Origin of the sequence: Miltoncostaea oceani, assembly GCF_018141545.1 — a bacterium.
Taxonomy (GTDB): domain Bacteria; phylum Actinomycetota; class Thermoleophilia; order Miltoncostaeales; family Miltoncostaeaceae; genus Miltoncostaea; species Miltoncostaea oceani.
Genome location: NZ_CP064356.1, coordinates 3,088,181 through 3,114,254 on the forward strand (window position 1 = coordinate 3,088,181; position 26,074 = coordinate 3,114,254).

Sequence of the window (26,074 nt, forward strand, 5' to 3'; positions counted from 1 at the left end):
CGCCCGCCCCCCGCTACCCGGGAGGATCCCTACCGGGCGCTCCGCCTGTCGTAGCGGATCCGGTCCTCCGGCTCGTCGCGGCGCATGTGCTCGATCAGCTCGTCGCGTGAGAACCGCCAGCGTTGTCCCTCCCGCCAGCCGGGGAGCCGTCCCTGGTTCGCCTCGCTGCGGATCGTCCACTCCTTGACCCGTAGGAGCTCCGCTGCCTCGTCGGCGTCCATCCCCGCCGACGCCGTCCCCTCGCGGGTGTCGAAGGGCGAGCGCGGGAAGGGGTCGTCCTCGGCGACGGCACCCGGGCTGAGCTTCACTCCCCGGGCGTCGGCGACCAGGTCGCGCAGGAAGCGCCACTCCTTGCCGATCCGCCGCGCCGGTAGGCGCCCCGACTTGGCGGCGCGCTGGACCGTCTCCAGGTTCTGGCCGAGCCACTGGGCCACCTCGCTGGCGGTCAGCACCTCGTTCGCCGGTGTGCGAGTCATGAGACGCATTCTGAACAACCGACCGAGGTCGCGGGGGAAGCGGACTGTAGGATTTCATAGCTTGTGTTCTTCTTCCTCGGATCAGCTATTCTCGGTTTGCCGCAAACAGTCAACCGAGCATAAGGGGATAGCGGGGTGATGGCAAACGACGATGGCGCGATGGACTGGGACGAGGTCGGTGGAGACCTGCCTCACCCTCCCATGCATGAGCCGCCGGCCGTCACTGAGCCGAGGGTCCTCGACAAGGACGTCCCCTGGCCCGCGCGGTGGGAGCCTGTGCTTGGACCCGGCGGTGAGGACCTCGGTGACGGCCTCGTACCGGTCGGAGGCGAGGACTCGCCACCCGTCCACACCGCCCGCGGCCGCGGGAGCAGCGGCCGGCGTCGCCCTCGGGCTTCCACTGCTACTCGCGGCCCCCGCTCGACCTCTCCTCCTCGCGGCCGGCCCTCGATCCGGCGTCCCGATGCAGGAGCGCTCCTGGGGGCGGGAGTCGCCGCCGGGCTGCTTGGGCTTGCGACGCTGCTGGTCGTCGTGCTCTTCTCCTTCGATGGAAGCCCACCGGCCGATCGAGACTCCGGGAACGTGGCGGCAGTGAACGCGCCCGCCGTGGTCGGCTCGAGCGTCGCCGAGTGGCCCGCAGCGTCCGCCCGCCTCGAGGCCCGCATCCGGGAGTCGGCGGAGCGCCGGCGCGAGGTGGCCCGCGAGAAGCAGGAGCAAGCGCGCCGCAGGGAGCGCGAACGCGAGGCGGCGCCAACACCCAGCAGCCCCGAGGCGACGCAGGTCGCGGCGCCATCACGCCCCGCCGCCCCCGCCGTACCGGCGGCACCGGCAGCAGATCCGTGGCCGGGTGTCTCGGCAGCTGAGCGCGAGTTCACCCCGGGCCCCTGGAACCTCAACTGATGCGGCGCCCCGGACTCCAGCGCCGCACCGTTGGCTTGGCCGTCCTCGCCGCGGGGGGCTCCCTGGCAGTAGCGGCCCCCGGACAGGCGACCGAGGGCAGCCTCTACGGCTATGGGGTCGAGGCGCTCGTTGCCCAAGCCGTCCCCGACGACCAGTGCTCGGTGGCCCAGACCGGAGCGAGTCTTGGTGTCACTTGCCCACCGATCGGAACGTCTCTCACCGGGACCAAGTGGCAGATCGACCTGCGCACCCCCGTCCCCGGGTCGGTGATCGAAGCTCTCAGCTGGCGGGCCGTCCGCTTTCACCAGACACCAACCTCGATCGCCCAACAGGTCCTCGCCGACGGCGCGCTCGCCTGGCAGGTCGCCGAAGCCGACATTCCGCGGAGCCCGTCGCAGCCGAAGGCCTACCAGATCGGTGTGCGGGCGCAGACGGCGTCGCTTCGGCTGCTGCAGACCGAGGCCCGCCAGCAGCCCAACCGCGTCTGGACGTTCCTCGATCCGGCGATCGCTGTCCGCGACGTGCAGGCGCCGTCGGCGCGCTGGATCGCAGTCCCGGGTGGATGGATCACCGGCGACCAGGCGCGCGTGCAGTGGGAGACGTCGGACAACTTCGGCTCCGACGGCATCGGCCAGCAACGCATCTCGGCGATGGGACGCGGGCTCTACGCCGGCACGCCCGGCCAAGGGCCCCACATGACGGGGCTCAATGTCGCCCCACTTCCGGATGGGGTCATGACCCTGCGGCTCGAGGTCGATGGCGACGGCACCGGTGGTGCCGGGTTCCAGGACGCGACGCTACGGATCGATCGCACTCCGCCCTTGGCGAGCGTCTCCCTCGTGGGTCTACCCGCGGACGCTGTGCGCGTGACGGTCAACGTCGCCGACGCCACAAGCGGCGTGAGTGACTGGACCCTCCGGGCCCACGCCCCCGACGGACCGACGGTGGCATCGTCGTCGGCCGGCGTCATCACCAGCGACGTCGACCTCGCCACTTACGCCGCCCCGGGAGAAACGATCCGCTTCTTCCTCACGGCAACCGACAACGCAGGCCTATCGCGACAGGTCATCTCAGCCCTCGTCACACGACCCTCGCCGACCGCCGCCGGCGGGCCGACCACGACGATCATCGGGGGCGACGGACCCCTCGGCGAACCGGGGCGCATAGAGGCCAGCGGGGCACCCCTGCCGAACTTCTCGCGCATCGAGACGCGCGGTATCCGCGCCCACCAAGCCCGCAGCTACAGTCGCACCGGACGGCTCCTAATCCCGCTGGTCGCATCGACGTACGCCCGCTCGGTAGCGGTCTCGGGCCGCTTCCTGCACGCAAGCGGGCGTGGCCTTCGTGGTGCCTCCGTCTACCTCGTGGACCCGAAGGGCTTCACCGCGGCGACGACGCTGACCGACGGGCGCGGGCGCTTCACCTTCAAGATCCGACCGCGTCGGAGCGGGACCTGGCGGGCAATCGCCCTCGGGCGGCCCCTCGTCGTCGCTCCCGCCGTCGTCCAGCTTCGCCCGCGAGTGCGGACGAAGGTCAGCACGCGGTCGATCCGTCCCGGCGACACACTCCGAGTGAGCGGAGTGATCACGCCCCGTGGAGCCGGGAGGGGCAAGCTGGTCAAGCTCGAATGGCGCCTGCGAGGGAAGTGGCTGCCGCTGCAGTTGGCCACCGCCGACCGCCGTGGCGTTTTCTCGCTGCGCTACCGGTTCAGCCCGGGCACGGCGCCGTTCACGATCCCGATGCGCGTAGTCGTACCTCGCGAGCGGGGCTGGGCGTTTCTTCCGGTCGTTGCGAGGCGCTTCGACGTCGCCGTGGGGTGAGCTACTCCGGGGCACTTACTGATCGGCAACGGCAGGGTCAGCGAGATGCGCCTGCCCTATGCGTCAACACGCCAGGCTTCCTAGTTAGGGGCCTCGAAAGGGTCCGGGCCACTCGGGTCCGGTTGCGGCCCCGGCTGCCGTCGTTGCTTCGCCCAATCCTTCGATCAGTCCGCACGAGGTGACGGACTGAGGACCGTTGCACGGCTGAAGCGGGGGCCGCTCCTCGGGTGAACGTGAGGCTGGCGACGGTGCTGCCGGTTGTCGATGGCGGTTATCGAACGTCGGGAGATGACGGGGCCGCGGCGTCCATCGATCGCGGCCACGCGGATGTCCCCTGCCGGCCCGTCGGCCATCGCCCCCCCTTGGCGGTCGCCGGGTCGCTTGGATGCGCCCTTCGACCGACTGCTCGAGGAACGCGACGACAGGACGCAAGATCTGGACACGGGCCGGCGGTTAGACCCTTTCCCCCAGTTGCCGTCGGCTGGTCCGTGGGATTCTCCCCCGCATTCAACCAAGGAATGAATGCATGGACGACGCCGTCTTTGAAGCCCTGCTTAAGGAAGTCGAGAACCAGTGCCACTTCGCGCTCTACTCCGTGAAGGTGGCAGAGGGCCACATCGCCTACATGCGGCACGTTATGGCGGGCCAGAACCCCCGCCGGGGCTAGTCATTCACCCCCCGGACGGTGTCCCACCCCTCACAACCCAGTTTTGGGCAGGATCTCAAGGGCTCCTTGCAAGCGCTGGCTGCCTCTCCAAGATCTTCTGGCCAGTCCGCGGCAACAAGAACAGGCGAGGCCGGCTCCGTGACCACCTTGGTGTCCCGCAAGACCCCACGGCGTCGCCGCTCGGAAGCACGGCCGTCCGTGATGCTTTCGAGCACATCGACGAGAGAGTCGAGAAAATCGCGGCACACCCAAGGGGCTCGACCGTTGACCTATCTCTGGACATGTCGGGCAACGGGTTCCCACCCGAGGGCAACCTGATGCGCCACTTCGACGGCAGTCGCGGAGTCCTGATCTTCGGCAACGATGAACTCCACGTGCCGTCCGTTCATGCCGAGGTCCGAAGGCTCCACGCCCTCGTCGGGTAAGCGCTGCTCATTGCCCTCCACCCGGAGGGCACCCGAGAACGAGCCATCGGTGGCCTCGACGCTCGCGGCGCCACGAATGGCCGGCTGACCCGCATCTGATTCACAGCCTAGGTCGGCCCGGCAGGGACGCTGCTCCCCCACCGCAGACGGCCCGCGTGGCCGCGGACGGGGCGCTGCTCTGTGCGTGCCGAGTGGCGAGTCCCTGACTGATCCGTAGCCGGGCCACCGGCACCCCTCACGACCCGCCGCGCCGCGAACAGCCCGACAACGTGGGGTGAAGCCACGACTCGGCGCGGGTTCCGGGTCGAAGCGAAACACGGAGCCTTGACGCTCCTACCCCAATACGGTTCACTTAATATAGTCAACCGACTATGCGGAGGCCGGATGCAGGCGTGGGGATGGCAAATCGTGTCTCAGGTCAACGCCACGCCGGACCCTTCCGGGCTTCCCGGTCAAGCCAAGCTCCAGAAGCTCGTCGACGGCCTCTACTCGTGGTCGCTGATCCTGATCCTGGCGGCGCTGGTGGTCGCGGCAATCGCCTGGGCGTGGGGCGCGCAGTCGAACCACCACGGCGCAACCTCCAGTGGCCGGCGGGGGGTTTTGATCGCCGCCGGTGCCGGCCTGCTCGTTGGGATGGCGCCCCAGATCGTCAACTTCTTCTACGGCGTCGGACGCCAGTAGGCCATCGCGCCCCGCTCCGGCACCGACCTGCTCATCCAGGGACGCGAGCGCCCCCTGCGCCATCGCATGCCGGTCCTCGGTGCCGCGCTGCTGGTGTTCGCACTCGGCTTGGCGGTCGGTCGCCTGACCGCCCCCAGCGCGGTCTCTGAACCGACCACGATTGCTCCTCGTCCGGACGCCTCTGCCGACCCCGCGCCCCCGCCCGTCGAGACCGCCGGCCCCAGCGCCTCGCGCACCAAAGCCGGAGCGGCACGCACGGCAGCCCAGGCGCTGTCGTCGCTCGCCGATCCACGTCTACTCTCGAGCCCGCAGGCACGGCGTACTGCGGTCGCCCGGATCGCACCACCGAACTACCGCGCCGAGCTTGCTCCCCTCTTCGAGCGCACCTACGGCTACCTCGGCGATCTGCTCGGCGCGTCGGCGGGTCGCGGGCAGGTGGTCCTTCGGATGACCCCGGTCGGTTACCGGGTCGAAGCTTTCTCGGCGACGAGGGCGAGCGTCGCGGTCTGGCAGGTGACGCTCCTCGCGACGCCCGAGCGCGCTCCGATCGCCGCCTGGTCCACCAGCCGCGCCGAACTCGTCTGGACGGGTGGGCGCTGGCGGGTCGAGCGCTTCGGCGTCGACACACCGGGCCCGGTGCCCTCGGTCACCGCGCCCGAGGCGCCCGTCGCTGCCGGCGACTTCGTCGCCTCGGCGCAGGGCTTCTCCCCCTTCCCGCCGTGAACGGCCGACGATCAGCCTCGAGCGGCGCCTGCCTCGTCGCGCTGATTGTCGCCATCGCCCTCGCGCTAGTCGCGCCGGCCCGGGCGGGGGCGGTCGGCGTGCCGGGGCCCTGCGACGTACCGGGGGTCAGCGTCGTCTGCGATGCCGCCGGCGACGCGGCGAACGCGGCGGCGGGGGCGGCGGGTGATGCGGTCCTCGGCGAGCTGACCGGCTGGGTCGGTGACGGGGCGGCCTGGCTCCTCGGCCAAGTCGCCGAGGCGATCGACTCCACCACCACCGTCGATCTCTCGGCCCCCTGGTTCGAGCGCCACTACGCCTTCATGTTCCAGTCGGGGGCGATCCTGCTGCTGCCGCTGCTCCTGCTCACCGTCCTACAGGCACTCGTCCGACAAGACGCCGGGCTGCTGGTGCGCGCGACCTTCCTGCAGCTGCCGGCGGCGATGCTCCTCACGGGGCTCGCGTTGTCCGTCACCCAGACGGCGCTGGCGGTCACGGACGCATTGTCGGCCGAGCTCACCCGTGGTGTCGCGGCCGACACCGACACCCTCGCCACGACGCTCACCACCGCGAGCGCGGTTGGCGGACCGATCCCGCTGTTCGCGTCCTTCCTCCTGGCCCTGGTGATGGCGCTGGCGGCCCTGTTCGTCTGGTTCGAGCTGATCCTGCGCGCCGGAGTGGTCTACGTGGCGGTGATGTTCCTGCCGTTGTTCCTGGCGACGATGATCTGGCCGGTGCTCTCGGGCTGGGTGCGGCGTCTCGTCCAGCTGATCGTGGCGGCGATCCTCTCGAAGCTCGTGATCGTCGCGACGCTGTCGCTCGGCCTGTCGGCCTTCACCTCCGGCAACGGACCTTCGGCGCTTCTGGCGGGGGCGGGGATGTTCCTGCTCGCGGCTTTCTCTCCCTTCGTCCTCTTCTCGTTGATCCCGCTGGCGGCGGAGGTCGCCCAACCCCAACGCGAAGGCCGACACGCCCTCGCCGGCGCGACGGGGGCGTCGCTCGCCTGGAACGTCGCCCGCACTCGTATGACCTTCGGCGCCGCCGGAGCGGCTGGCAGGAGGATGGGACTCGCCGGCGGCGCCATGGGCGCCGCCGGCGCGGGCGGCGTCGGGCGAGGTGGCCCGCAGGGCCCGAGCGGCCCCTCAAGCGGTGGTCAGGGTGGCGGCAGGGGCGGTATGAGCCCTAGCGCTGGCGGCGCCCCCGCCGCCGCCGGGCTGGTCGCCGCGGTGCCGCAGCTCGCGGCGGCGTCAGCGACCCAGGCCATGACCGCGGCGGCATCGCCGCAGCCCGATCCCGCCTCCCCTGAGCGTCGCTCGACCCCACCCCCATCGTCCGCGCCGCGCCGGGCACCGTCCGGTCCGCCGCCCGGCCAGCTTCCGTTGCGGGGCACCGATGGCGCCTGAGCCGTCGCGCTACCGCTTCGGTCCGCTAGAGCCGGGGGGCGCCGTCGGGGGTCTCGGCTGGAGCCAGGTCGCCTGCGTCGGCCTCGGCCTGGTCGGCCTCGTCACCTGCCTGAACCTCGCCCCCGGCACCAGCGGAGCGCTGTCGGGCCTCGCCGTCGCTGGCGCGGGACTCGGCGGCGCCTTCCTGCACCTTGGCGGTCGCCCGCCGGTCGCCTGGGCGGCGATCGCGACGGGCTTCGCCAGCCGCCGGGCCCGCGGCCGACACCACTACCTGACGAAGGCCCCCCTCCGCGGCTACGGGTTCGGGGAGATCGAGGGCCTCGACCTCCCCGACAACCTGTCCGGCCTCCGCATCGTCGGCGCCCGCTCGGGACGCGGCGACGTCGGCATCGCCCACGATGGATCCACGTGGACGGCGGTGTTGGCAGTCCAGGGCGGGGCGTTCGCGCTACTGGAACTCGCGGACAAGGAGCGGCGCCTTGCGCGTTGGGGCGCGGTGCTCTCGGGGTTCGCCCGGCCCGGCAGCCCGGTGAGCCGCCTCGCCTGGATCGACCGCACCGTCACCCAAGGCGCGGACGAACTCGGCCGCTACCTCGCGGAGGGGCTCACCCTCCCCCCCACCCACTCGGGCGTCGCCTCCTACCTCGAGCTACTCGATGAGGCCGCCCCGGCGGCCCGTCAGCACGAGACCTTCCTCGCCCTCCAGATCGACGCCCGCCGAGCCGCGGGGGTGATCCGCCGCGCCGGCGGCGGCGAGGCGGGTGCAGCGGCGGTCCTCCTCCGTGAGCTGACCGCCCTCTCCGAGCACCTGGTGCGCGCCGAGGTCGTCGTGGCGGGGGCGCTCAGCCCGCGCCTACTCGCCCGTGCCATCCGCCTCGGCTTCTCCCCCGGCGACCGGTCGCGCCTCGATCGCCTCGGCGCCGGTGACCGGGAGCGGGCGGGTACCGACCCGGCGAACGCCGGGCCGATGGCCGCCGCCGAGTCGTGGCGGACCTACCAGAGCGACGACGCCCTCCATTGCAGCTACTGGATCGCCGAGTGGCCGCGGGTCGAGGTCGGTGCCGACTTCCTTTTGCCGTTCCTGCTCGGCGGCACGACCCGCCGCAGCGTCGCGGTCGTGATGGAACCCCTCGACCCCGCCCGAGCGCTGCGAGCCGCCGAGAACGCCCGCACCAACGAGATCAGCGACGACGAACTCCGCGCCAGGATGGGCTTCCTCGCCACTGCCCGCCGACGCCGCCAACAGCAGGCGTTGGTCGAACGTGAGCAGGAGCTGGCGGAGGGCCACTCGGGTGTCCGCTTCTCGGGCTACGTCACCGTCTCCGCCGATGGAGCGGACGAGCTGTCGGCAGCGATGGCTGAGCTCGAGCAGTCGGCCCAGATGGCGCGCCTCGAGCTTAGGCCGCTCTACGGCGAGCAGGCCGTCGGGTTCACGTACACCCTCCCCCTCTGTCGGGGGCTTCGGTGAGGGGCCGTCCCCGGCACCCCGCCCACCAGCTGACGAGTGCTCACCTCCAGGCCGCCTACCCGTTCATGGGAGAAGGGGGCCTCGGGGGGCGGGGGGTCTACATCGGCCGCGACGTCTACTCGGGGGCGAGCTTCTGCTTCGACCCCTGGGTCCTCTACGAACAGGGGGCCCTCACCGGGCCGTCGGCGCTCGTCGCCGGGCAGGTCGGCCGCGGCAAGTCGGCGCTCATCAAGACCTACCTCGCCCGCCAAGCCCTCTTTGGCCGCCGCGCCGTCGTCATCGACCCCAAAGGCGAATACGGCCCGTTGGCCGAGTGGTTCGGCAGCCGGCCGATCCGGTTGGTGCCGGGGGGTCAGGTGCGACTCAACCCGCTCGACGCCGCCGGTGGACGCGAGGAGCGCGTCGCCCTGCTCGGGGCGTTGGTCGCCGGGTCGCTGCGGCGGGCCTTGGAGCCCCAGGAGCACACCGCCCTCGACCTCGCCTACCGGGCCGCCGCCGCAGACGGGGCGCCGACGCTCCCCGCGGTCCAGCACCACCTCCTGCACCCCACCCACGAGGCGGCGGCCTCGATCGCCGTCCGCGCGGAGGACCTCGCCCGCTACGGACGCGGCTGCGCCCTCGAACTCCGGCGGCTCTGCGAGGGCGACCTCCATGGCATGTTCGACGGCCCGACCAGCGAGGGCGTCGAACTCGACGCACCGATCGTCGTGTTGGACCTGTCGGCCCTCCACGGCTCCCCGGCGCTCGGGGTGCTGATGGTCTGCGTCAGCGCCTGGCTCTCGGGGCGTCTCGCTCGCGACGACGGAATCAAGCGGCTGGTGGTCCTCGACGAAGGGTGGGCGGTCCTCGCCGACCCGGCGGCCGCGACCTTCCTCCAGCGTTCCTGGAAGCTCGCCCGCTCCTACGGGGTCGCCAACATGTTGGTGATCCACCGCCTCTCGGACCTCACGGCTGCAGGGGATGCCGGGTCACGCGAGGCGAAGATCGCCCAGGGACTCCTCTCTGATTCGGAGACCCGGATCATCCTCGCCCAGAGCCCCGCCGACCTCGCAGCCACCCGTGAACTCGTCGGCCTCACGGGCACCGAGGTCGACCACGTCGCGACCCTCCCCCGCGGAGTCGCCCTCTGGAAGGTCGGCGAGCGGTCCTTCGTGGTCGAGCATCGGCTCTCACGGGCCGAGCGTGCCCTGGTCGACACCGACGCCCGGATGCGAAGCGCAGTCGCCAGCCCCTGACCACTATCGAAGGAGGCACTGATGGAGAGGGAACTGCAGCTGGGCGAGGGCCCGTTCAGAGCGGAGGCGAACAGGGATCCGCAGATCCCGAAGGCCCTCCTGCCGCGGGCCGCCGACTCCGAACTTGCCCAGCGGGCGACCGCCCTCGCGGACCGGGTCGCCGGCTACGGCGCCTCGGCACGACTTGACGGGCGCTTCCGCCTCGCCGTCGGCGATCTCGGGCGGGTAGTGGTCGGCCTCGAGGGGATGCGGGCCTGTGGCCTTGCGCCCGCTGTCGCCGATCAGGCACTGCCGCAGCTCGCGGAGGTGCTCGACGCCGTCGAGCAGGCACTCGATGAGGCGGCGCCCGAGCTACAGGCCGAGTTGCGCGATGCCGAGGCCGCGCGGGAGCCGGTGCGCCGGCCCCGTCGGCCGCGGGCCGCGGCCGCCAAGTAGGCGCCGGTGCCCCCGCGCCCCGGGACGACCGGTGCACCCGAGGATCCGTGGGTGAACGCGGGCCTCGTGATCCTCGCCGGCGTCCTCGGCGTCGCGTTCCTCGCCTGGGGGATCGGGCAGCTCGCGGCGCTGGCCTTCGGGGACGGGCTGCTCTCAAGCGGCCTCGGGCAGATGCCGGGGGTCCTTGGGCGGCTGCCCGGTGCCTGGTCGGACCCTGCGGCCGCCTGGCCGGCGCCCGACCGGGGTCGCCTGCCCGGACCCGTCAGCTTCTACGCCGTCGCGGGCCTAGTGCTCGGAGCCGTCCTATCGGTCGGCCTCGGAGCCGCGACACTGGCCCGACGACGGCTCGGGGCTGGGACGCCGAAGGGCTCAGGCGCCCGTTGGGCGCGGGCCGGGGACCTGCGGGCGCTCGTCGTGCGAGAGCCCCAACCGGGGCGCCTCACGCTCGGGCGGCTCGGGCGGCGCCTCGTCGCCACCGAGCCGCGGGCGAGCACGATCGTCGTCGGTCCGAGCCAGTCGGGCAAGACGGCGGGGCTCGCGATCCCGGCGATCCTCGAAGCCGCCGGGCCAGTGGTGGCCGTGTCGGTCAAACGCGACCTGCTCGACCACACCCTGCACGCCCGCGCAGCCGTCGGGCAGGTCTGGATCTACGACCCGACCGGCGCCGCCCAGCTCGATGACGCCCGCGTCGTCGGCTGGGACCCGGTGCGCTCCTGCGAGACGTGGGCCGAGGCGCGGCGGATGGCCCACAACCTCACGAGCGCCCAAGGTGCCGCCGGTGGCCGCGACGCCGAGTTCTGGCTCCAGATGGCCCAGAAGCTGTTGGCGCCGCTGCTGCTCGGCGCCGCCGGCAAGATCGACGGCTCGATGCGCGACGTCGTCGCCTGGGTCGACTCCGGTGAGCAGACCGCCGTCGCAGAGCTCCTGCTCGACCTCGGCGAACCCGACGCCCACGCCGCCTTCCAGGCCACCTGCCGACGCGAGGAACGCACCCTCTCATCGGTCTACGCCACCGCCGAGGCGGTCCTCGCACCTTTCGCCGACCCGGCGGTGCTCGCGAGCACCGACGCACACGGCATCGACCCGATCGAGCTACTCACCGGCCGCAACACGCTCTATGTGATCGCGCCCGCCAAGGATCAGGAGCGCCTCGCGCCCCTGTTCGCCGGGTTGGTCGAGCACGTCGTCGACGCGGCCTACACTCGCGCCGCGTCAGGGCGCCCCTGTGATCCGTCGCTGCTGCTCGTGCTTGATGAGGCCGCCAACACCGCCCCGATCCGGAACCTCCCCCAGATCGCGGCGACCGCCGCCGGACAGGGGATCCAGGTGGTGAGCGTCTTCCAGGACCTCGCCCAAACCCGCTCACGCTACGGCGAGGCCGCTGACACGATCCTCGCCAACCATCGCGCCAAGCTCTTCCTCTCAGGGATCTCCGACGCGCGGACCCTCGACTACCTCAGCCGCGCGCTCGGCGAGGAAGAAGTCGAGTACGAGAGCCGCACCCTCGGCGAGCGCGGCAGTGCCAGCCGCACCCGCGGCACGCGGACCCGGCGCCTCGCCCCCGCCGACGCCGTCCGCGGCGTGCCGCCAGGAGAGGCGATCCTCGTCTACGGCCACCTACCGCCGGCGCGCCTGTCGCTACGGCCTTGGTATCGCGAGCGTGGACTGCGCCGGCGGGCCACAGGCCAGGAGGAAGCTCAGTGACGCCCGCTGGCCGACGGAACCAGCCGAGCACCGAGGCCGCCCACCACGCCGAGGCCCGCCGCGAGCAGGCACGGGCGCAGCTCGAGAAGGCATGCGACGAGCTCCGCAGCTCCGAAGGCTGGCAACGCTTCGCCAAGGCCCGGGCGCTGCTGCGCGGCTACTCCCTCAACAACACCCTCCTGATCCTCACCCAGCGGCCCGAGGCGACCACCGTCGCGAGCTTCCGCCACTGGACAGAACTCGGCCGGCAGGTCCGTCGCGGCGAGCGGGCCCTCCGGATCTGGGCGCCGTCGGTCCGACGGGAGCGCGACGAGGCAACAGGCGAGGAGACCGCCGCGGTGCGGGCCTTCGTGCTGCTTCCGGTGTTCGACATCTCCCAGACCGACGGCCCCCCGCTCCCCGAACCGCCGCCAATGCGACCCCTCTCGGGCGACTCGCACACCCACCTGCTTGCCGGGCTCGAGCGGCAGGCGGCAGACGCCGGATACGCCGTCGAGCGCCACGACGCCATGCCCGGCGACGCCGAAGGCTTCGTCGATCACCGCCGCAAAGTGATCGCGCTGTCGGCCGCGCTCGCACCGAACGGGCAGGTCGCCGTGCTAGTCCATGAGCTCGCCCACGTCCACGGCGCCCGCTACGCCGAGTTCGGCCGGCCCGGCGCCGAGGTGGTGGCTGAGACCGCTGCCTTCGTCGCGCTATCGGCGGCGCGACTCGACATCAGCGGGCAGGCAATCCCCTACGTGTCCGGGTGGGCCGACGCAGCGCCGAAGGAGATCGCCGGCTACGCAGAAGCCGTCCACCGGATCGCCATAGTGCTCGAACGGGGGTTGGGGTTTGACGCCCGCCTCGAGCGAACGGCGGTCGTCGACCGGCGACGAGAGGATCCGGCACCGCGGGGCCGGCCGAGGCGCGCTCGCGGTGTCGATCGAGTGGGGTAGCGTCACGACCACCCCGCGATCCGAGAGGGGCTGGGGTGTTAGAGCTAAACCCGCCCCTTCCGCGTGGGGTGCCCGTTCGGTCCGACGCGCGCAACCTCGCCGCGGCTCCGGGCTTGGTCCAGCGACAGGTACTCGTCGCCCATCACGGCTTCAGTCGCCAGCCACGCCCGAGAAGCGCGACCGCAACCGCGCCGAGGGCGATCGCGACGGCGACGGCGACGGGGAGCGAGGCAGCGAGGCTGGTCTCCTGAACGCCGGTCAACCCGAAGCGGGTCGCGTCCACGAGGTAGTAGATGGGGTCGAGGTGCGTCAGCGTCGCCCACGGCTCGGAGAGCCGCTCGACCGAGTAGAAGACCCCTCCTACGAGCGCGAGCGGTGCGATCACGAGATTCGCGACGAAGGCGTGCTGGTCGAAGCTGTCGGCGTAGAGGCCGGTGATCACCCCGAGGGCGCTGAAGATGATCCCTGTGAGCGCCAGGGCGATCGCGGCGACGGCCGGCCGGTGCAGCCCATCGGCGAAGGGAAGCGCGATGGCGGCGACCGCCGCGGCCGCGAGCCACCCCCGCACGAGGCCGCCCGCCATGTAGCTCACGGCGATCTCGGCCGACCGCAGGGGGCTGGTCAGGATGTCCTCGATGTAGCCCTCGTTCTTGGCCTGGAAGAGGCTCGTCGAGGTGTTCGCGAACGCCTGGCCGGCGACGGTCATCACGAGGAGGCCCGGCAGGATGAACGACAGGTACGAGACACCGTCCACCTGCTGGAGACGATCGCCGAGCGCAACACCGAAGATCGCCAGGAAGAGCAGGGCCGTCGCGACCGCGGGCAGGATCGTCTGGGTCCAGAGCCGGAGCACCCGACGCACCTCACGTCCGGCGAGGGCGGCGGTGCCGCGCAGCGAGGCGCTCCTGAGGGATTGGGAATCGTGGGAACTCTCGTCCATCACCGCATCGCCGCCAGGTAGGCGTCCTCGAGGCGGGCCCCGCCGAAGCGCTCGCCGAGCTGCGCGGCCGTGCCCTCGGCGAGGATGCGGCCATCGCGGATGAAGGCGATCCGCTCGCAGAGCTCCTCAGCCTCCTCGAGGTAGTGGGTGGTGAGGAGCACCGTCGTCCGCTCGTCGCGGTGGAGGCGGCCGAGATAGGCCCAAAGCTCGTGGCGCAGGGCGAGGTCGACGCCGGCAGTGGGCTCATCGAGGATCACCAGACGGGGGCGATGGACGAGCGCGCGCGCGATCAGAAGGCGCCGGCGCATACCGCCCGAGAGGCGATTGGGCCCCGAGCCGGCCTTCGAGGCGAGGTCGAAAGCACCGAGCAGCTCCTCCGCGCGCTCCTCAGCTTCGGCGGTGGCCATCCCGAAGTAGCGGCCGTGGTAGGAGAGCACCTGGCGCACCGACAGGAAGCGGTCGAGGTGGATCTCCTGCGGGGCGAGCCCCACCAGCAGCCTGGCGCGGCGCTGATCGGCTACGGCATCGTGGCCGAAGATGCGGATATGTCCGCGGGGCGCCCGCACGAGGCCCGTGATCATCCCGATCAGCGTCGTCTTGCCGGAGCCGTTGGGACCGAGAAGGCCGTAGAAGGCGCCCGCCGGGACGCGCAGGTCGAGCCCCCGTAACGCCACAGTGCCGTCGTCGTAGACCTTCGCGAGGCCCTCGACGGTCAGCGCGGCTGCCGCAGTCGGGGTGTCGCGGTCGCTGATCACGGGGGATCCATTCAAGATTTTCCTTGACTGTCTGGCAGACCGACGAAGGCGACGTTGCACCCCCGAAAGGCGGACAGTCGGCCCGGTAGAGGTTACCGTCTACTACGGGCGACGTAATAAGGTTGGTTGGATGCCCCCCGACACGCCATCCGGCGAGCTCGAGCCCGCCGAGAGGGAGGGGCCCGCCCGCCGGATACTTTTTGCCGTCCTGGCAGCGCTGCTGGTGGGCGGCTTCGTCACCCTCCTCGTCGTCGGCCTCACGGCCGGCAAGGTCGACACCAGCATCGACGATGCGATCGCCCGAGGGGAACTCGAGGAGGCGCCGGGATTCACCCTCCCGGTGCTCGCCAACGGCGACGCCCTCGGGAAGCGCAACGGCGAGCCCTTTTCGCTCTCGGAGCTTCGCGGACGCCCGGTCGTCCTGAACTTCTGGGCCTCCTGGTGCGACCCCTGCAAGCGCGAAGCGCCGATCCTCGAAGGCGCCTGGAGGGCAGGCAGGGGGCGGGGCCTGGTCGTGCTCGGACTGGACATCCAGGACCTGAAGGGCAACGCGCTCGACTTCATCGTCGAGTACCGCCAGACCTACCCGCACGTCCGCGACACGAGTGACAAGAGCTATCGCGACTATGGGCTCACCGGAGTGCCGGAGACGTTCTTCATCGACCGCGCAGGCCGCGTCCGAGTCCACTGGGTGGGTGAGATCGACGCCCAGCAGATCGCGCAAGGGATGGAGTTGATCCTGGGCAGCTCGGGGCCGTGAGCGAGCTCGGGGTGACGGCGTTCGCCGTCGCCTTCACCGGTGGGGTCCTCTCGTTCCTGTCTCCCTGCGTCCTCGCCCTGGTGCCCGGCTATCTCGCCTTCATCTCCGGGGTCTCGGTCGAGAGGCTCGCTCACCAGCGCCGGGCCGTCGTCGTCCCGACCCTCGCGTTCATCGGCGGCTTCGCGATCGTGTTCACCCTCCTCGGCGCGGGCATCGGAGGCACGAGCGCGCTCCTGAAGGGCGAGCGACGCGGCCTCGAACTGGTCGGAGGGGCGCTCCTTGTCATCCTCGGGCTGGTCGTCGTCCTTGGTCCACGCCTCGGGGTCGGTCAGCGCGAGTGGAGCCCTCTGGCATGGGCGCGCGGACGCGGCGGACGCATAGGGGGAGGCCTTCTCACCGGAGTCGTCTTCGCGATCGGCTGGACCCCCTGCATCGGACCGATCCTCGGGGGGATCCTGACATTCGCCGCCACCGGGCAGAGCCCGAGCGGTGGGGCGGCGCTACTGCTCACCTACTCCGCAGGACTCGGCGTGCCGTTCCTCGTGACGAGCCTCGCCTTCGACCGGGCGGTCGGCGTGTTCGGACGCGTCCGCCGAGCCGGTGCAGCCCTGTCCCTCGTCTCGGGTGCCGGGCTCGTCGCAATGGGGCTGCTCGTGGCCTCCGGCCAGCTGGCGGTCATCACGCGCGAGCTGTCGCGTTTCAACCAGTTCGGCTGAGCGCGGGCACTCCTACGCACCCTCATCGACAGCCGACCAGGTACGGGCGGCATCGCCCGTGGTATAGACACGCCCGTCATCGCCCACGGCATAGGCACGGCGCGGATCGCTGGGGTCGATCGCCACTGCAGCCACGCCGGCGTCTGTGAACGCCGACTCCCAGTTGTCGCCACCGTCGCGGGAGACGATCACTCCCGGCTGACCGCCCGCCAGCACGAGACGCGACTGACGAGGCACCGCGGCCACCGACACGATCCCCTGACCCTCGATACCGACGCGGAACCCGCTCCCGCCGTCGGCGCTCACGAGTAGTCCCTGGCTGGGGTCCGCGACGAAGAGGGTGCCGTCAGAGGTCAGCGCCATCCCGAAGACGCTCGGCCCGACCTGCGTCGAGGCGAGCGCAAACGAGGCGCCGCCATCCCTGGATCGGTAGAGCCCCTGGCCGGCGACGGCGGCGACAATCTCCTTGGGCCGATCGGGCCTCACCGCGAAACCGTGCAGATCAAGGCCCGGAAGGCCCTCGGGGCGAACGGACTCCCATGTCGCGCCGTCGTCGTCGGATCGCTCGAGCACCTCGTGGCCAGCGACCCAGAGGGGGGCGCCCTCGGCAGCGCTGGCGAGATTCATCGCGTCATCGCCCTCGAGGTCGGCGAGGCCCCAGCTGCGCCCGGCGTCGGCAGACACGTAGAGACCCTTGTGGAGCCCCAGTAGAAGGCGGGCAGGATCATCTCGATCGACGATCAGGCTATGGACGTGGCTGTCTCCGAGGATCGAGGCCAGCGAGCCGGGCGAGGACGCCTCGGCGCCTGCGGTCGAGTCGGAGCCGCCGCACGCGGCGAGGCCGACGGCGCCAACGAGCGCAAGCGCACCTGAGGCGACGATCCGACGAAGCCCCCGCCCGCGGGGTCCTCCAATCATGCGCACATCGAGCCTCCGTGTTCGGACGACCAGTCGGGCCGCACCCGCCGCTCACCGCTCATCGAGCAGCGCCAACGAGATGTCGTGGACGAGGTTGGCGGCGCTGAGGTCCACTCCGGCATGCTGGGTCGCCAGCCAGCGACCGCTGCGGCTGTAGATCCGCACCGGCGCCGAGTGGGTGTCCGCGTCGCCGCTCTCGAGGGCGGAGAGCACCTGGTACTCCTTCCAGACCCGCCGCAGCTCGGCCTCGGGGCGATTGAGGTAGCGGATCTCGCCGACGGCGCGGTGGCGGTTGAGGAATGTCCTCACGCTCCCGCGCGAGTCATCGCGAGGGCTCGCGCTCACCGCCAGGGCGACGACGTCCCTCCGATCCTCGGGGGTCAGTCTGCGAAGGGCCTCGCCGACCTGGGAGGCGATCAGGGGGCACGCCGCGGTGCACCGGCTCTCGAGGAGGGTCAGCACGACGACGCGCCCGCGTTGATCGGACATCCGCACAAGCTCGCCGCTGAGGGCGTCACGCAGCGCGAAGTCCGCGGCGTCGAAGTCCGCCGAGGGGGCATTGCCGCGAAACCGCTCCGTGTTGACGTCCGCATCAGCGCTTCGACCTGCGCCCCCGCCCCCGCCGAGCACCGCGCCCGCCAAGGCGACGATGCCCAGCATCAGGGCGGCGAGTGCGACGATCAACAGGGATGTAATTCCTGGTCGGCGTCGAAGCATCTACTACGCAGCGTATAGTATTTATCGCTTTAGAGGGCGTGGACAAGCGTCCCTGGCGCACGTACCCCTCGGGACACCGGCGGGCTTCGCCGGCGGGAACCGAGACCGGACCTCAGGTCCTCCCACACAGGAGCACCTGACTCCAGTACCCAGGCCGTTACGGCGTTCGGTGTGGAACGCGAACCCGACGCTCTCGAGAAGCGGCCGAGCATCTTCCAGGGGACCCGGCCCGACCAGCGGGAGAACCCGCTCGAGAACCCGCCACCCCCGCCGGTAGAGCCCACCGAACCGGGTGGCCGGGGCGCTGTGGACGACCACCACGAGCCGGCCGCCGGGACGTAGCACCCGCCGGACTTCCTCCAGCGCCGCCACAGCGTTCTCGCGCTCGAGGAGGTGGAGAAAGTACCCGCTCGCCACGAGGTCGAAGGTCCCGCCGGGGTACGGCAGCCGGCGCGCGTCGGCGCGGCCACGCTGACCCGAGAGCGATCCTCGAAGGGCGCCAGGCACCTCCGCGCCCGGGCGAGCATCGCCGCGGAGCGTCGACGGCCACGAGCTCGACCGGTGGATCGCCCCGGTCCAGCATCGCCGCTGCGAGGGCGCCGGTGCCGGACGCGAGGTCGAGAACCCGCAGGCCGCCGAGTGGCCCCGCGAGACAGGCGGCAGTCCTGAGGGCACGTCGCTCGAGCAGGAGCTGGAGGTCGTAGGCGGCGCGGTCCGCTCGAAGAGGCGGTCAAGGCGCAGCTGGTCGGACGCCGTCGTCACGGGCGTCGAGTGGAGGCAATCTGCGCGGCGCGGCCTCCGGTCGAGGCGTCCCGCTCGAGCGCGACGATCCGCTCCTGCACCCGCGCACGATCGGCCCTGAGCTCTGCCAGGTTCTCGGCGGCCCCCGGTGTCCGCGAGCGGCTCGAAGAGCAGCCGTCGCGCCCGCGACGTCGCTGGATCACGCTCATCAGAGGGCACGCCGCGACGCCGACAAGGACCGCGGCGACCAGCAGGGCGGTCGCCATCAGCGCTCCACCGTCTCGGGTACGCCCCGCGCCTCGAGCTCCGCGATCCGCCCGTCGAGGCGGGCCGACTCGGCCCTGAGGGTGCCGACGTCGTCCCCGGAGTTTCGGTCGGCGTTCGCGCTCTTCTTGCCACCCATCATCCCCCGGCCCATCAACATCATCATCAGCACCATCCCGAGGGGGCACGCCAGCACTGCGAGGCTCAGCAGGATTCCCTCCATCGTCGACCTCCCGTTGATTTCAACTACGCGACGCGTAGTCATCAGGGTACTATCCCGGCTGTCGTTGTCCAGCCAGCAGGCTCGGAGTACCGTCGACCCGATGCGCGAGCAGTCACAGGGCGGGACGCCTGCCCAGTCCCACGAGCCCGACGCAAGCCCATCCTCACCGCTCGGGAGCCTCCAGCGAGCAATCCTGGAGGAGCTGTGGACGGCGGGGGAGTCGTCGGTTCGCGAGGTCGTCGCCTTGCTCGAGGCCCGGGCGAACACGCGGGCCTACACCACCGTCCTCACGGTCATGATCCGTCTCCACGCTCGGGGGTTGTTGATACGCCGACGCGAGGGCCGGCGCGATCTGTACCTGGCAGCGGTCGACCCGACGGGCCTGTCGGCTGCCCTCTCACGTGAGGCGGTCGACCGGCTGATCGATGCGCACGGCGACGAGGCGCTTGCCGCCTTCGCCGCCAGGATGCGCGACGGTGATCCGGCAGATCTGGTCCGACTACGTGAGCTGCTGAATCGCGAGGACCTATGAGGCGTCGGCCGTCAGTTCCTGCGTGGACAGCCGTGGCCGTCGTGGCTCCGATCGGGATCCTCGGGGCGATCGGCTGGGGCGCGGGCGGCATGTCCGCGTGGATCATCCTGCACGCGTGCGCACGGGCGACCGCCACCGCGGCCTCCGTCCCGACGGTGCTGGCCATGGCGCTCGCGGCGTCGATCTGGGGGATGGTGCTCTGGCACCTGTGCCGGCAGGCGCTTGTCGGTCACCGAACGATTCGGGTCGCACGCCAGTACGCCGTCGTCCCGCCGCCCGTCGTCGCGAGCGCTGCGCGAGACCTCGGTATCCGTCGCCTCGTCGTCACCGACCTCCCCGAGAGCCTGGCGTTCTCCGCGGGGCTCCTTCGACCAACGGTGGTGGTGAGCAGCACCCTGGTTGACTCCCTCGACCCCGCTCCGCTGGAGGCGGTACTGGCCCATGAAGCGGCCCACGCCCGAAACCGCGACCCTCTCCGCCAGGTCGCGGCTCACGCGGTGGGGCGCGGGCTGTGGATCGTGCCCGCTGCCCGTCGAACCGCTGAGCACCAGCGCCTTCGCTACGAGTTGGCCGCTGACGAGTGCGCACGTAGCTGGGCCGGCCGTCGCGCCCTGGCGGAGGCCTTGCTGGCCTTCCACTCGGCGCCTGAGTCGGCGGGTGCGCCGGCGATCGCAGGCGGTGGGACCGCGTTGGGCGCTCGTATCGACGCCCTCGTCCCTGGCGCAAGCCCGCCTCGCATGGCCGTCGAGTCATCGGTGCTAAGACGGTCGGCCGTCGGATCGATGCTCGTGGCGCTACTCATCTTGATCGTCGTCGTTAGCCCCGGCACACACTCCGACGCGATCGCGCCGATGCCCATGAACGGGGCGGATCTCGCCGACATGGCCATCGCGTGGGGCCTGAGGGGGGTTGTCGTCGCTGTCGGCTGGATCAGCGTCCGGCGCTGGCTCCGCGCACTGGACGCTGAGTGACGCTGTCCTCCTCGGGAGAGCGAAGGGTCCTCAAGCACACCTGAGAGCAGGACCGTGCCGTTCGGCGTCGGCCGCGCCGGTTGGACGACCCAATCCCCGACAGGCCCGGAGGCGCCTGGCGCGCCTCGCCGCCGAGATGAGGCGCTACCCGAAGCATAACCGTTGGTTTATGCTTTTCTGATGCCAGCGAACCGGCTTGCCGCGCGCTCCGTCCTCTTCCACGGCTTCTCGGACGCCTCGCGCCTCGCGATCATGGAGGCGCTTCGGGCCGGTGAGCGCCGGGCGACTGACCTGGCGCGCGACGCCGGGCTGTCCCAGCCCAACGCCTCCGCCCACCTTGCTTGCCTGCGCGAATGCGGCCTCGTTACCCATGAGCGGCGGGGCCGCGAGGTCTACTACGGGTTGGGCGAGGGCGTGGACGAGCTACTGGCGCTGGCCGACGGCCTCGTGGAGCGTGCAGGGGGGACGATCGAAGCCTGCTCGCGCTACGGTCGCCGCGGCAGGGCGGCATGAGCGAGGTCAAGGAGCTGCCGACGCGGCCGCTTGGTTGGCGGCAGGCCCTCTACCGCTTCCCGCCGCTTCGCAACGCCCTGGTCGCAGCCGGGCTCACCCTGGCCGGAGTGCTGGTCCAGTGGCAGGCCGACTCCGAGGCCGCCGCCCTTCCACTCTTCATCGCCGCGATCGTGATCGGCGGCTACTTCTTCGCACGCGAAGGCCTTGAGGAGTTCATCGAAGAGCGCGAGATCGGTATCGAGGCCCTGATGCTCCTGGCGGCCGCCGGGGCGATGGCGTTCGGCCTGTTCGAGGAGGCCGCGGCCCTGGTAGTGCTCTACGCCGCCGCGGAGGCGGTCGAGGAGCTGACCTTCGCCCGCACGCGCTCGGCGATCCGCGATCTGTTGGAGCTCGCCCCCAAGCAGGCCCGCCTCCTGCGCGACGGCCGCGAGCAGGAGATCCCGGCGGAGGACCTGCGCCCGGGCGACATCTTCGTGGTGCGCCCCGGCGAGTCCCTGGCCACCGACGGGGCGATCCGGGTGGGCCAGACGACGCTCAACGAGGCGGCGGTGACCGGCGAGGCGGTGCCGGTCGACAAGGGCCCCGGGCAGCCCGTCTTCGCCGGCACGGTGAACGGCCAGAGCGCGATCGAGGTCGAGGCGACCCGCGCCTTCGCCGACAACAGCCTCTCGCGGATCGTCCACCTGGTGGAGGAGGCTCAGGGTCAAAAGTCGCGTGCCCAGCGCTTCGTCGACCGCTTCAGCGATCGCTACAGCCCGGCCGTCCTCGGCGCGGCGGTCCTGGTCGCTGTCGTCCCACCGCTGTTCGGCGGCGACTGGGACGAGTGGGCCCTTCGGGCCGTCACGCTCCTCGTCGCCGCCGCGCCCTGCGCCCTTGTCATGTCGATTCCCGTGGCTGTCGCCGCCGCCATCAGCCGCGCCGGACGCGAGGGGATCCTGATCAAGGGCGGCGCGCAGCTCGAGACCCTCGGCAAGGTGCAGGCGATCTGTCTCGACAAGACCGGCACGCTCACCCGCGGCAAGCCGCAGGTGACCGACTTCCTGACGCAAGGGACCGTCCAGTTGAGCGAGGCGATGGCGGTGGCGGCGGCGGTCGAGGCGCGCTCGGAGCACCCCCTGGCCCGGGCGCTCCTCGACTACGTCCACGCCGAGGGCGTCGAGCCCCGCCCGGCCGAGGCATTTGAGGCGATCGTCGGGCACGGCGCGCGGGCGACGCTCGATGGCCGAGAGGTCTGGGTCGGCAGCCCACGCCTTCTCGCCCAGCTCGCCCCCGAGGCGACACCGCCGGGCGCGGTTGAGCGGCTCGAGCAGGAAGGGAAGACCGTGGTCCTAATCGGCCTCGAGGACAAGGTGCTTGCGGTCGTGGCGATGCGCGATGAGCCGCGCCCTGAGGCGCGCGAGGCGCTTCTGGCGCTGCGGCACCTAGGAATCGAGCACCTGGTAATGCTCACCGGGGACAACCGGCGCACCGCTGAGGCCATCGCCCATGAACTCGGCATCGACGAGGTGCGCGCCGAGCTCCTCCCAGAGCAGAAGGTCGAGGAAGTCGAGCGGCTGCGCGAGCGGTTCGGGACGATCGCGATGGTCGGCGACGGCATCAACGACGCGCCCGCCCTCGCCCGCGCGGACCTCGGCATCGCACTCGGGACAGGCGCCACCGACGCGGCCATCGAGGCCGCCGACGTCGCTCTCATGGCCGACGATCTGCGCAAGCTGCCCGAGGCGCTCTCACTGGGGCGGCGAACACAGCGCATCTCCCGTCAGAACCTCACCTTCAGCATCGCGCTCCTGGCCCTCCTCATCCCGAGCGCCGTGATCGGGCTGCTGACGGTGGTGGTCGCGGTACTGGTGCACGAGGTGTCCGAGCTCTTGGCGGTCGCCAACGGACTGCGAGCTGCCCGTCCACCTGAGCCCGTTCCGGCGTAGCCGTGCTGTCCCGGCTCAGGAGAGCCCGCGACCTGGCGGGCCCAGACCCCCCGGGGCGCCCGGTCGCACAGCCGAGCCTTCGCGAGGTCGTCGGGCGGTCGCAGGTCCGCCGCCGCCGACACGCCGAGCGTGGCCGCTGGCGGCTGATGGCGGTGATCGCCGGACTTGCGCTCGTCGCCGATCAGATCGTCAAATGGTCGGTCAGAGCCACTATCCCGCGTGGTGATGACTGGCTTTCGGTCTGGCAACTGGCGCTCGGACACAACCAAAACGATGGCATCGCCTTCGGGCTCTTCGCCGGAGCGGGACGCGCCGTCGGGGTAGTGACGGCGCTCGTACTGCCCCTTGTCGTTCTGGCACTCGGACTGTTCGCGCGTGCGCGCCTTCTTGCCGCGGTATCCGCAGGTCTGCTGCTCGGCGGCGGCGCGAGCAACCTGTCGGACCGCGTCCTCCGGGGCGAGGTGACCGACTACATCGAGGTTGGACTCTGGCCTTCTTTCAACCTCGCTGACGTGGCAATTGTCTGCGGGGCGTGCCTCCTTTTATGGATCATCGGCCAGGACGAGGACGAACGAACCGCGCCTCGGTGAAGCTCCTCTAAGCGCCGGGACGACCGGATTCGTGAAGACCGCGCGCCACTCGGGGATCGCCGTGATCCCCGCCGGGCGCCTTCGCGTCGAAGCTGAGCACCTGCGCCCACTGCCCAGCTTCGCCCGCAGATCATGGGCCGGGGTCGCACGCGAGGTTGACCGCCTAGCCTGCGCGCGCTTCGGCGCGGCGCGCTACTCGGCTCCCAAGCCTTAGGCGCTGAGGTCCGGCTGGCGACCGAAGGTGGCCCGATCGTCATCCGCCACCACGGTGCCACGAGATAGCCCGCGATTCGTTGGCTGCCGGCGAGGTCGTTGTCTGCGACGAGCACTACGATGGCCCGGGGCCCGGCCCGCCCGCTGGGCCCGCGCACGAGCGCCGAGGCGGCTTTTGTGCGTTCGGCAGCCGTCCGAGCGCTTTAGATCGGCGCGGCAGCAGCCGGGACGGCGCCCCACCTTTCCTGGGAGGGGTGGGCCTGGAGGCCGGGCTAGCGCTGGAGAACGCGAGGACACCACGGCCCGGGGCTCAGGGCCCCTCGCGCGGCGGGGGACCCGAGCAAGCTACGGCGAGCAGCTTGTACCCCACACGCGGCGCGGTCTGGATGTAGCTGAAAGCGCTTTCTCGGGTGTGCAGGCGCCGACGCAAGTGGCGCACCAGCATGTCCACCGCTCGATCATGACACACCGAGTCCTCACCCCAGAGACGCCGGGAGATCTCGTCGCGCGACACCGCGCGACCCTCCGCCTCTAAGAGGATCTCCAATAGCTGGTACTCCCGCGGGGTGAGCAGTATCGGTCGGTCGTCGACCGAGACGTCGATGCGGCGCGGATCGACGCGTAGCCCGCCGGCCACGACGACGCCGTCCGGGGTCACCTTGGCGCGAAAGGATCCCGACTCAGCCGCAGCAGGCAACCGATACCCGGTCCCCGGCACTGTCTGCACGTAACTGAACGCCCCGTCCGAGGCGTGAAGGCGTTTGCGCAGACGGCGTACGAGCACGTCGACCCGACGGTCGCTTCTTGTCAGGTCCTCGCCCCGCACGCGTCGGCAGATCTCGTCGCGCGACAAGGCCCGCCCTTTTTCCTCCAGAAGCACCACCAACAACTTGTACTCCCGGGGACTGAGCGCCACCGGGCGGTCGTCAAAGGAGACCTCGATGCGGCGGGGATCAACACGCAGCGCCCCGGCGACGACGATGCCTTCCGGGGTCACTTCAGCGGAGGTTTAGGAGAGATCGTGGCGAGCGCCTGTGTGATCAACCGGCGGACCGACACCCGCCCGGTCAGGGTATCGGTAGCGCCCCTTCCCATCAGGTCCATGCGCTCAGCGGACGCCATCCTCTGGGCGAGGACAAGGACCTTGGTCGGCGGTTCTGTCGCCGAGGCGCGGTCGATGAGGCGAGCCTCTGTCCTCTCGATGTCGACCACGAGCAGAACGGGAACCCGCTCCTCGAAGGCTTCGGTCCCCTCGACTGCGTTGTCGGCGACTTGGGACGCGAGACCGGAGATACGCATGTGGAACGCGATCTCCTCAGACAGTTCCCTCGAATGGTGGACGATCAGCACCTGGGGGCGGGGACCCATCATCGCGGCGAGGATACCGGCGCCTGGCCCGCGCGGATGGCTCCCTAACGCAAGCCACCCGAGGCTTGGCATCAGGGCTTCGTGACCGTCGGCCTTCTGCTCGTGCCCAGGCTCGCCCGACCGAAGGAGGGGCGCCACGAGGGCGATGCTCCGACGCGGAGCGCGATGGGGGCGCTGGGTGAACGAGGCTGCTCGGGAACGACACTCGCGACGGATTACCGCGAGGGGCGGGCGATGGGCTGCCCCGGACGACTGACTGGTAAGCCCGCTACTCGTTCGCGAGCTGCGGGATGGTGAGGATCGCCGAGGCCCCACGGGAGACCGGTACCGGCGAGCGGATTGCGAAGGACAGCGGGTCGTCGCCCGCGCCCGCGTGGGAATCCAGGAAGACCTGGAGCCCGGTCCCGATGAAGGTGCCGCGCGCGTCGTAGAAGTCGGCCTGCAGCTCGAGGACGATCAGCTCGCTGACGTCCACGCTGTTGCGTATCCGGCCCCGAACGACGGGCCGCGCATCGTCGGAGATCGTGAGCGCCTCGATCTCGACCCGATCGGTGAAGGGGCCCTCCTCGACGCGGACCCGTCCGGGCGGAATTTTGTTTGTCCGCGGCGTCCGTCGTGCCCCGGTCGCGACCGGGAGGGTCGCGGCGGTCTCCAACGATCGTTCCGTCGGGCCGACAGAGGGGCTGTCCGAGCCCCTCCGCAGCCTGCGACCGCGACGGCGATGAAGCCCGTCGCAAGGCGTGCGTGGATGGGCCCCCAGCTAGGGGCCCATCCGGTAATGCGGTGACCGTTCATTTGTTCGAGAACCCGCGGAGGGACGTCCTCATCTTGGAGTAGATGTCGGTGTTGTCAAACGAGCCCTGGAACCTGGCGCTGCCCTTGCCGTACGCGTACAGGTTGACGTTCGCCCCGGTGTGGTTGCCGGAGAGGTACGTGAGCCAGAGGCTCGCCTCGGGGTCACCCTCGGCCACGGTCGTCGGGTCGTCCGCCGTGCGGAAGGTCGCCGGGGCGAGGTTCCGGGGGTCCCCGCGCCGGACCCGTTGACCGGGCCGGTGG

The 26,074-nt window shown here is 71.2% G+C and carries 30 protein-coding genes and 1 pseudogene; 19 read left to right on the forward strand and 12 right to left on the reverse strand.

Annotation, left to right across the window (positions count from 1 at the left end; genetic code table 11):
- Nucleotides 1-29: 29 nt before the first annotated feature.
- Nucleotides 30-476 (reverse strand): helix-turn-helix domain-containing protein, encoded by a 447-nt coding sequence (locus tag IU369_RS15760; RefSeq protein ID WP_217921933.1) that lies wholly within the window; start codon nucleotides 474-476, stop codon nucleotides 30-32.
- A 591-nt stretch (nucleotides 477-1,067) separates the two neighbouring features.
- Between IU369_RS15760 and IU369_RS15765 the strand changes: the two genes are divergently transcribed.
- The 11 genes from IU369_RS15765 to IU369_RS15815 all read left to right on the forward strand — a co-directional run bounded on the left by IU369_RS15765 (nucleotide 1,068) and on the right by IU369_RS15815 (nucleotide 12,872).
- The gene (locus IU369_RS15765) at nucleotides 1,068-1,376 is read left to right on the forward strand and encodes a hypothetical protein (RefSeq protein WP_217921934.1); all 309 of its coding nucleotides are present in this window, start codon (nucleotides 1,068-1,070) and stop codon (nucleotides 1,374-1,376) included.
- 35 nt (nucleotides 1,377-1,411) lie between these two features.
- Nucleotides 1,412-3,196, forward strand: coding sequence for a carboxypeptidase-like regulatory domain-containing protein (locus tag IU369_RS15770; protein ID WP_217921935.1), 1,785 nt, complete (start codon nucleotides 1,412-1,414; stop codon nucleotides 3,194-3,196).
- Nucleotides 3,197-3,722: 526 nt separating this feature from the next.
- On the forward strand, nucleotides 3,723-3,863 hold the full coding sequence (locus tag IU369_RS15775; protein ID WP_217921936.1) for a hypothetical protein: 141 nt from the start codon (nucleotides 3,723-3,725) through the stop codon (nucleotides 3,861-3,863).
- An 833-nt stretch (nucleotides 3,864-4,696) separates the two neighbouring features.
- Entirely contained in the window at nucleotides 4,697-4,969 is a 273-nt protein-coding gene (locus IU369_RS15780; protein ID WP_217921937.1) for a DUF6112 family protein, read from the forward strand.
- Nucleotides 4,970-5,035: 66 nt separating this feature from the next.
- Nucleotides 5,036-5,692, forward strand: a complete 657-nt coding sequence (locus IU369_RS15785) for a hypothetical protein (RefSeq protein ID WP_217921938.1) — start codon at nucleotides 5,036-5,038, stop codon at nucleotides 5,690-5,692.
- Nucleotides 5,689-7,092 carry a hypothetical protein gene (locus IU369_RS15790; RefSeq protein WP_217921939.1) on the forward strand — a complete coding sequence of 468 codons (1,404 nt, stop codon included), beginning with the start codon at nucleotides 5,689-5,691 and terminating at the stop codon, nucleotides 7,090-7,092. The genes IU369_RS15785 and IU369_RS15790 overlap by 4 nt, the downstream gene beginning before the upstream one ends.
- A complete protein-coding gene (locus tag IU369_RS15795) occupies nucleotides 7,082-8,560 on the forward strand; it encodes an SCO6880 family protein (RefSeq protein ID WP_217921940.1) in 1,479 nt (492 codons plus the stop codon). Before IU369_RS15790 ends, IU369_RS15795 begins: the two co-directional genes overlap by 11 nt.
- Complete coding sequence (locus IU369_RS15800; protein ID WP_217921941.1) at nucleotides 8,557-9,795, forward strand: hypothetical protein; 1,239 nt, start codon at nucleotides 8,557-8,559, stop codon at nucleotides 9,793-9,795. Before IU369_RS15795 ends, IU369_RS15800 begins: the two co-directional genes overlap by 4 nt.
- Before the next feature lie 21 nt (nucleotides 9,796-9,816).
- Nucleotides 9,817-10,230, forward strand: a complete 414-nt coding sequence (locus IU369_RS15805; protein ID WP_217921942.1) for a hypothetical protein — start codon at nucleotides 9,817-9,819, stop codon at nucleotides 10,228-10,230.
- 51 nt (nucleotides 10,231-10,281) lie between these two features.
- Nucleotides 10,282-11,934 (forward strand): type IV secretory system conjugative DNA transfer family protein, encoded by a 1,653-nt coding sequence (locus IU369_RS15810; RefSeq protein ID WP_217921943.1) that lies wholly within the window; start codon nucleotides 10,282-10,284, stop codon nucleotides 11,932-11,934.
- Entirely contained in the window at nucleotides 11,931-12,872 is a 942-nt protein-coding gene (locus IU369_RS15815; RefSeq protein WP_217921944.1) for an ArdC family protein, read from the forward strand. The genes IU369_RS15810 and IU369_RS15815 overlap by 4 nt, the downstream gene beginning before the upstream one ends.
- A 142-nt stretch (nucleotides 12,873-13,014) precedes the next feature.
- Here IU369_RS15815 and IU369_RS15820 read toward each other — a convergent pair whose 3' ends face one another.
- Nucleotides 13,015-13,812: an ABC transporter permease gene (locus IU369_RS15820; RefSeq protein ID WP_281426190.1), complete on the reverse strand. Its 798-nt coding sequence runs from the start codon at nucleotides 13,810-13,812 to the stop codon at nucleotides 13,015-13,017.
- Nucleotides 13,812-14,567 (reverse strand): ABC transporter ATP-binding protein, encoded by a 756-nt coding sequence (locus IU369_RS15825; protein ID WP_217921946.1) that lies wholly within the window; start codon nucleotides 14,565-14,567, stop codon nucleotides 13,812-13,814. Before IU369_RS15825 ends, IU369_RS15820 begins: the two co-directional genes overlap by 1 nt.
- A 130-nt stretch (nucleotides 14,568-14,697) precedes the next feature.
- Here IU369_RS15825 and IU369_RS15830 point away from each other — a divergent pair, with 130 nt between their 5' ends.
- Both IU369_RS15830 and IU369_RS15835 read left to right on the forward strand, forming a co-directional pair.
- Nucleotides 14,698-15,327, forward strand: coding sequence for a TlpA family protein disulfide reductase (locus tag IU369_RS15830; protein ID WP_217921947.1), 630 nt, complete (start codon nucleotides 14,698-14,700; stop codon nucleotides 15,325-15,327).
- Nucleotides 15,324-16,043: a cytochrome c biogenesis CcdA family protein gene (locus IU369_RS15835; RefSeq protein ID WP_217921948.1), complete on the forward strand. Its 720-nt coding sequence runs from the start codon at nucleotides 15,324-15,326 to the stop codon at nucleotides 16,041-16,043. The genes IU369_RS15830 and IU369_RS15835 overlap by 4 nt, the downstream gene beginning before the upstream one ends.
- Nucleotides 16,044-16,055: 12 nt before the next feature.
- Here the strand turns inward: IU369_RS15835 and IU369_RS15840 are convergent, their stop codons facing one another.
- Nucleotides 16,056-16,961, reverse strand: a complete 906-nt coding sequence (locus tag IU369_RS15840) for a WD40/YVTN/BNR-like repeat-containing protein (RefSeq protein ID WP_217921949.1) — start codon at nucleotides 16,959-16,961, stop codon at nucleotides 16,056-16,058.
- Between the two features lie 51 nt (nucleotides 16,962-17,012).
- Nucleotides 17,013-17,645 carry an SCO family protein gene (locus tag IU369_RS15845; RefSeq protein WP_217921950.1) on the reverse strand — a complete coding sequence of 211 codons (633 nt, stop codon included), beginning with the start codon at nucleotides 17,643-17,645 and terminating at the stop codon, nucleotides 17,013-17,015.
- Nucleotides 17,646-17,849: 204 nt separating this feature from the next.
- Between IU369_RS15845 and IU369_RS23365 the strand changes: the two genes are divergently transcribed.
- Nucleotides 17,850-18,020: a hypothetical protein gene (locus IU369_RS23365; RefSeq protein ID WP_246551279.1), complete on the forward strand. Its 171-nt coding sequence runs from the start codon at nucleotides 17,850-17,852 to the stop codon at nucleotides 18,018-18,020.
- A gap of 6 nt (nucleotides 18,021-18,026) precedes the next feature.
- Here the strand turns inward: IU369_RS23365 and IU369_RS23870 are convergent.
- The 3 genes and pseudogenes from IU369_RS23870 to IU369_RS15860 all read right to left on the reverse strand — a co-directional run.
- Nucleotides 18,027-18,440, reverse strand: a pseudogene (locus tag IU369_RS23870) (class I SAM-dependent methyltransferase); the annotation flags it as partial.
- Nucleotides 18,437-18,685 carry a hypothetical protein gene (locus tag IU369_RS15855; RefSeq protein WP_217921952.1) on the reverse strand — a complete coding sequence of 83 codons (249 nt, stop codon included), beginning with the start codon at nucleotides 18,683-18,685 and terminating at the stop codon, nucleotides 18,437-18,439. The pseudogene IU369_RS23870 and the gene IU369_RS15855, both read right to left, overlap by 4 nt.
- A complete protein-coding gene (locus IU369_RS15860) occupies nucleotides 18,685-18,906 on the reverse strand; it encodes a hypothetical protein (protein WP_217921953.1) in 222 nt (73 codons plus the stop codon). The genes IU369_RS15855 and IU369_RS15860 overlap by 1 nt, the downstream gene beginning before the upstream one ends.
- A gap of 64 nt (nucleotides 18,907-18,970) precedes the next feature.
- On the opposite strand from IU369_RS15860, the gene IU369_RS15865 reads away from it, so the two are divergent.
- The 5 genes from IU369_RS15865 to IU369_RS15885 all read left to right on the forward strand — a co-directional run bounded on the left by IU369_RS15865 (nucleotide 18,971) and on the right by IU369_RS15885 (nucleotide 23,437).
- A complete protein-coding gene (locus IU369_RS15865) occupies nucleotides 18,971-19,438 on the forward strand; it encodes a BlaI/MecI/CopY family transcriptional regulator (protein WP_217921954.1) in 468 nt (155 codons plus the stop codon).
- A gap of 32 nt (nucleotides 19,439-19,470) precedes the next feature.
- A complete protein-coding gene (locus tag IU369_RS15870) occupies nucleotides 19,471-20,409 on the forward strand; it encodes a M56 family metallopeptidase (RefSeq protein WP_217921955.1) in 939 nt (312 codons plus the stop codon).
- A 180-nt stretch (nucleotides 20,410-20,589) separates the two neighbouring features.
- Nucleotides 20,590-20,922 carry an ArsR/SmtB family transcription factor gene (locus tag IU369_RS15875; protein WP_217921956.1) on the forward strand — a complete coding sequence of 111 codons (333 nt, stop codon included), beginning with the start codon at nucleotides 20,590-20,592 and terminating at the stop codon, nucleotides 20,920-20,922.
- Complete coding sequence (locus IU369_RS15880; protein WP_217921957.1) at nucleotides 20,919-22,847, forward strand: heavy metal translocating P-type ATPase; 1,929 nt, start codon at nucleotides 20,919-20,921, stop codon at nucleotides 22,845-22,847. Before IU369_RS15875 ends, IU369_RS15880 begins: the two co-directional genes overlap by 4 nt.
- Before the next feature lie 146 nt (nucleotides 22,848-22,993).
- Nucleotides 22,994-23,437 (forward strand): signal peptidase II, encoded by a 444-nt coding sequence (locus IU369_RS15885; RefSeq protein ID WP_217921958.1) that lies wholly within the window; start codon nucleotides 22,994-22,996, stop codon nucleotides 23,435-23,437.
- Nucleotides 23,438-23,960: 523 nt separating this feature from the next.
- Here IU369_RS15885 and IU369_RS15890 read toward each other — a convergent pair.
- The 4 genes from IU369_RS15890 to IU369_RS23370 form a co-directional block, all read right to left on the reverse strand.
- Complete coding sequence (locus tag IU369_RS15890; protein ID WP_217921959.1) at nucleotides 23,961-24,647, reverse strand: winged helix-turn-helix domain-containing protein; 687 nt, start codon at nucleotides 24,645-24,647, stop codon at nucleotides 23,961-23,963.
- Nucleotides 24,644-25,021: a hypothetical protein gene (locus IU369_RS15895; RefSeq protein WP_217921960.1), complete on the reverse strand. Its 378-nt coding sequence runs from the start codon at nucleotides 25,019-25,021 to the stop codon at nucleotides 24,644-24,646. The genes IU369_RS15890 and IU369_RS15895 overlap by 4 nt, the downstream gene beginning before the upstream one ends.
- 265 nt (nucleotides 25,022-25,286) lie before the next feature.
- Nucleotides 25,287-25,673 (reverse strand): hypothetical protein, encoded by a 387-nt coding sequence (locus IU369_RS15900; RefSeq protein ID WP_217921961.1) that lies wholly within the window; start codon nucleotides 25,671-25,673, stop codon nucleotides 25,287-25,289.
- Nucleotides 25,674-25,809: 136 nt separating this feature from the next.
- The gene (locus IU369_RS23370) at nucleotides 25,810-25,989 is read right to left on the reverse strand and encodes an alkaline phosphatase (protein ID WP_246551281.1); all 180 of its coding nucleotides are present in this window, start codon (nucleotides 25,987-25,989) and stop codon (nucleotides 25,810-25,812) included.
- Nucleotides 25,990-26,074: the final 85 nt, after the last annotated feature.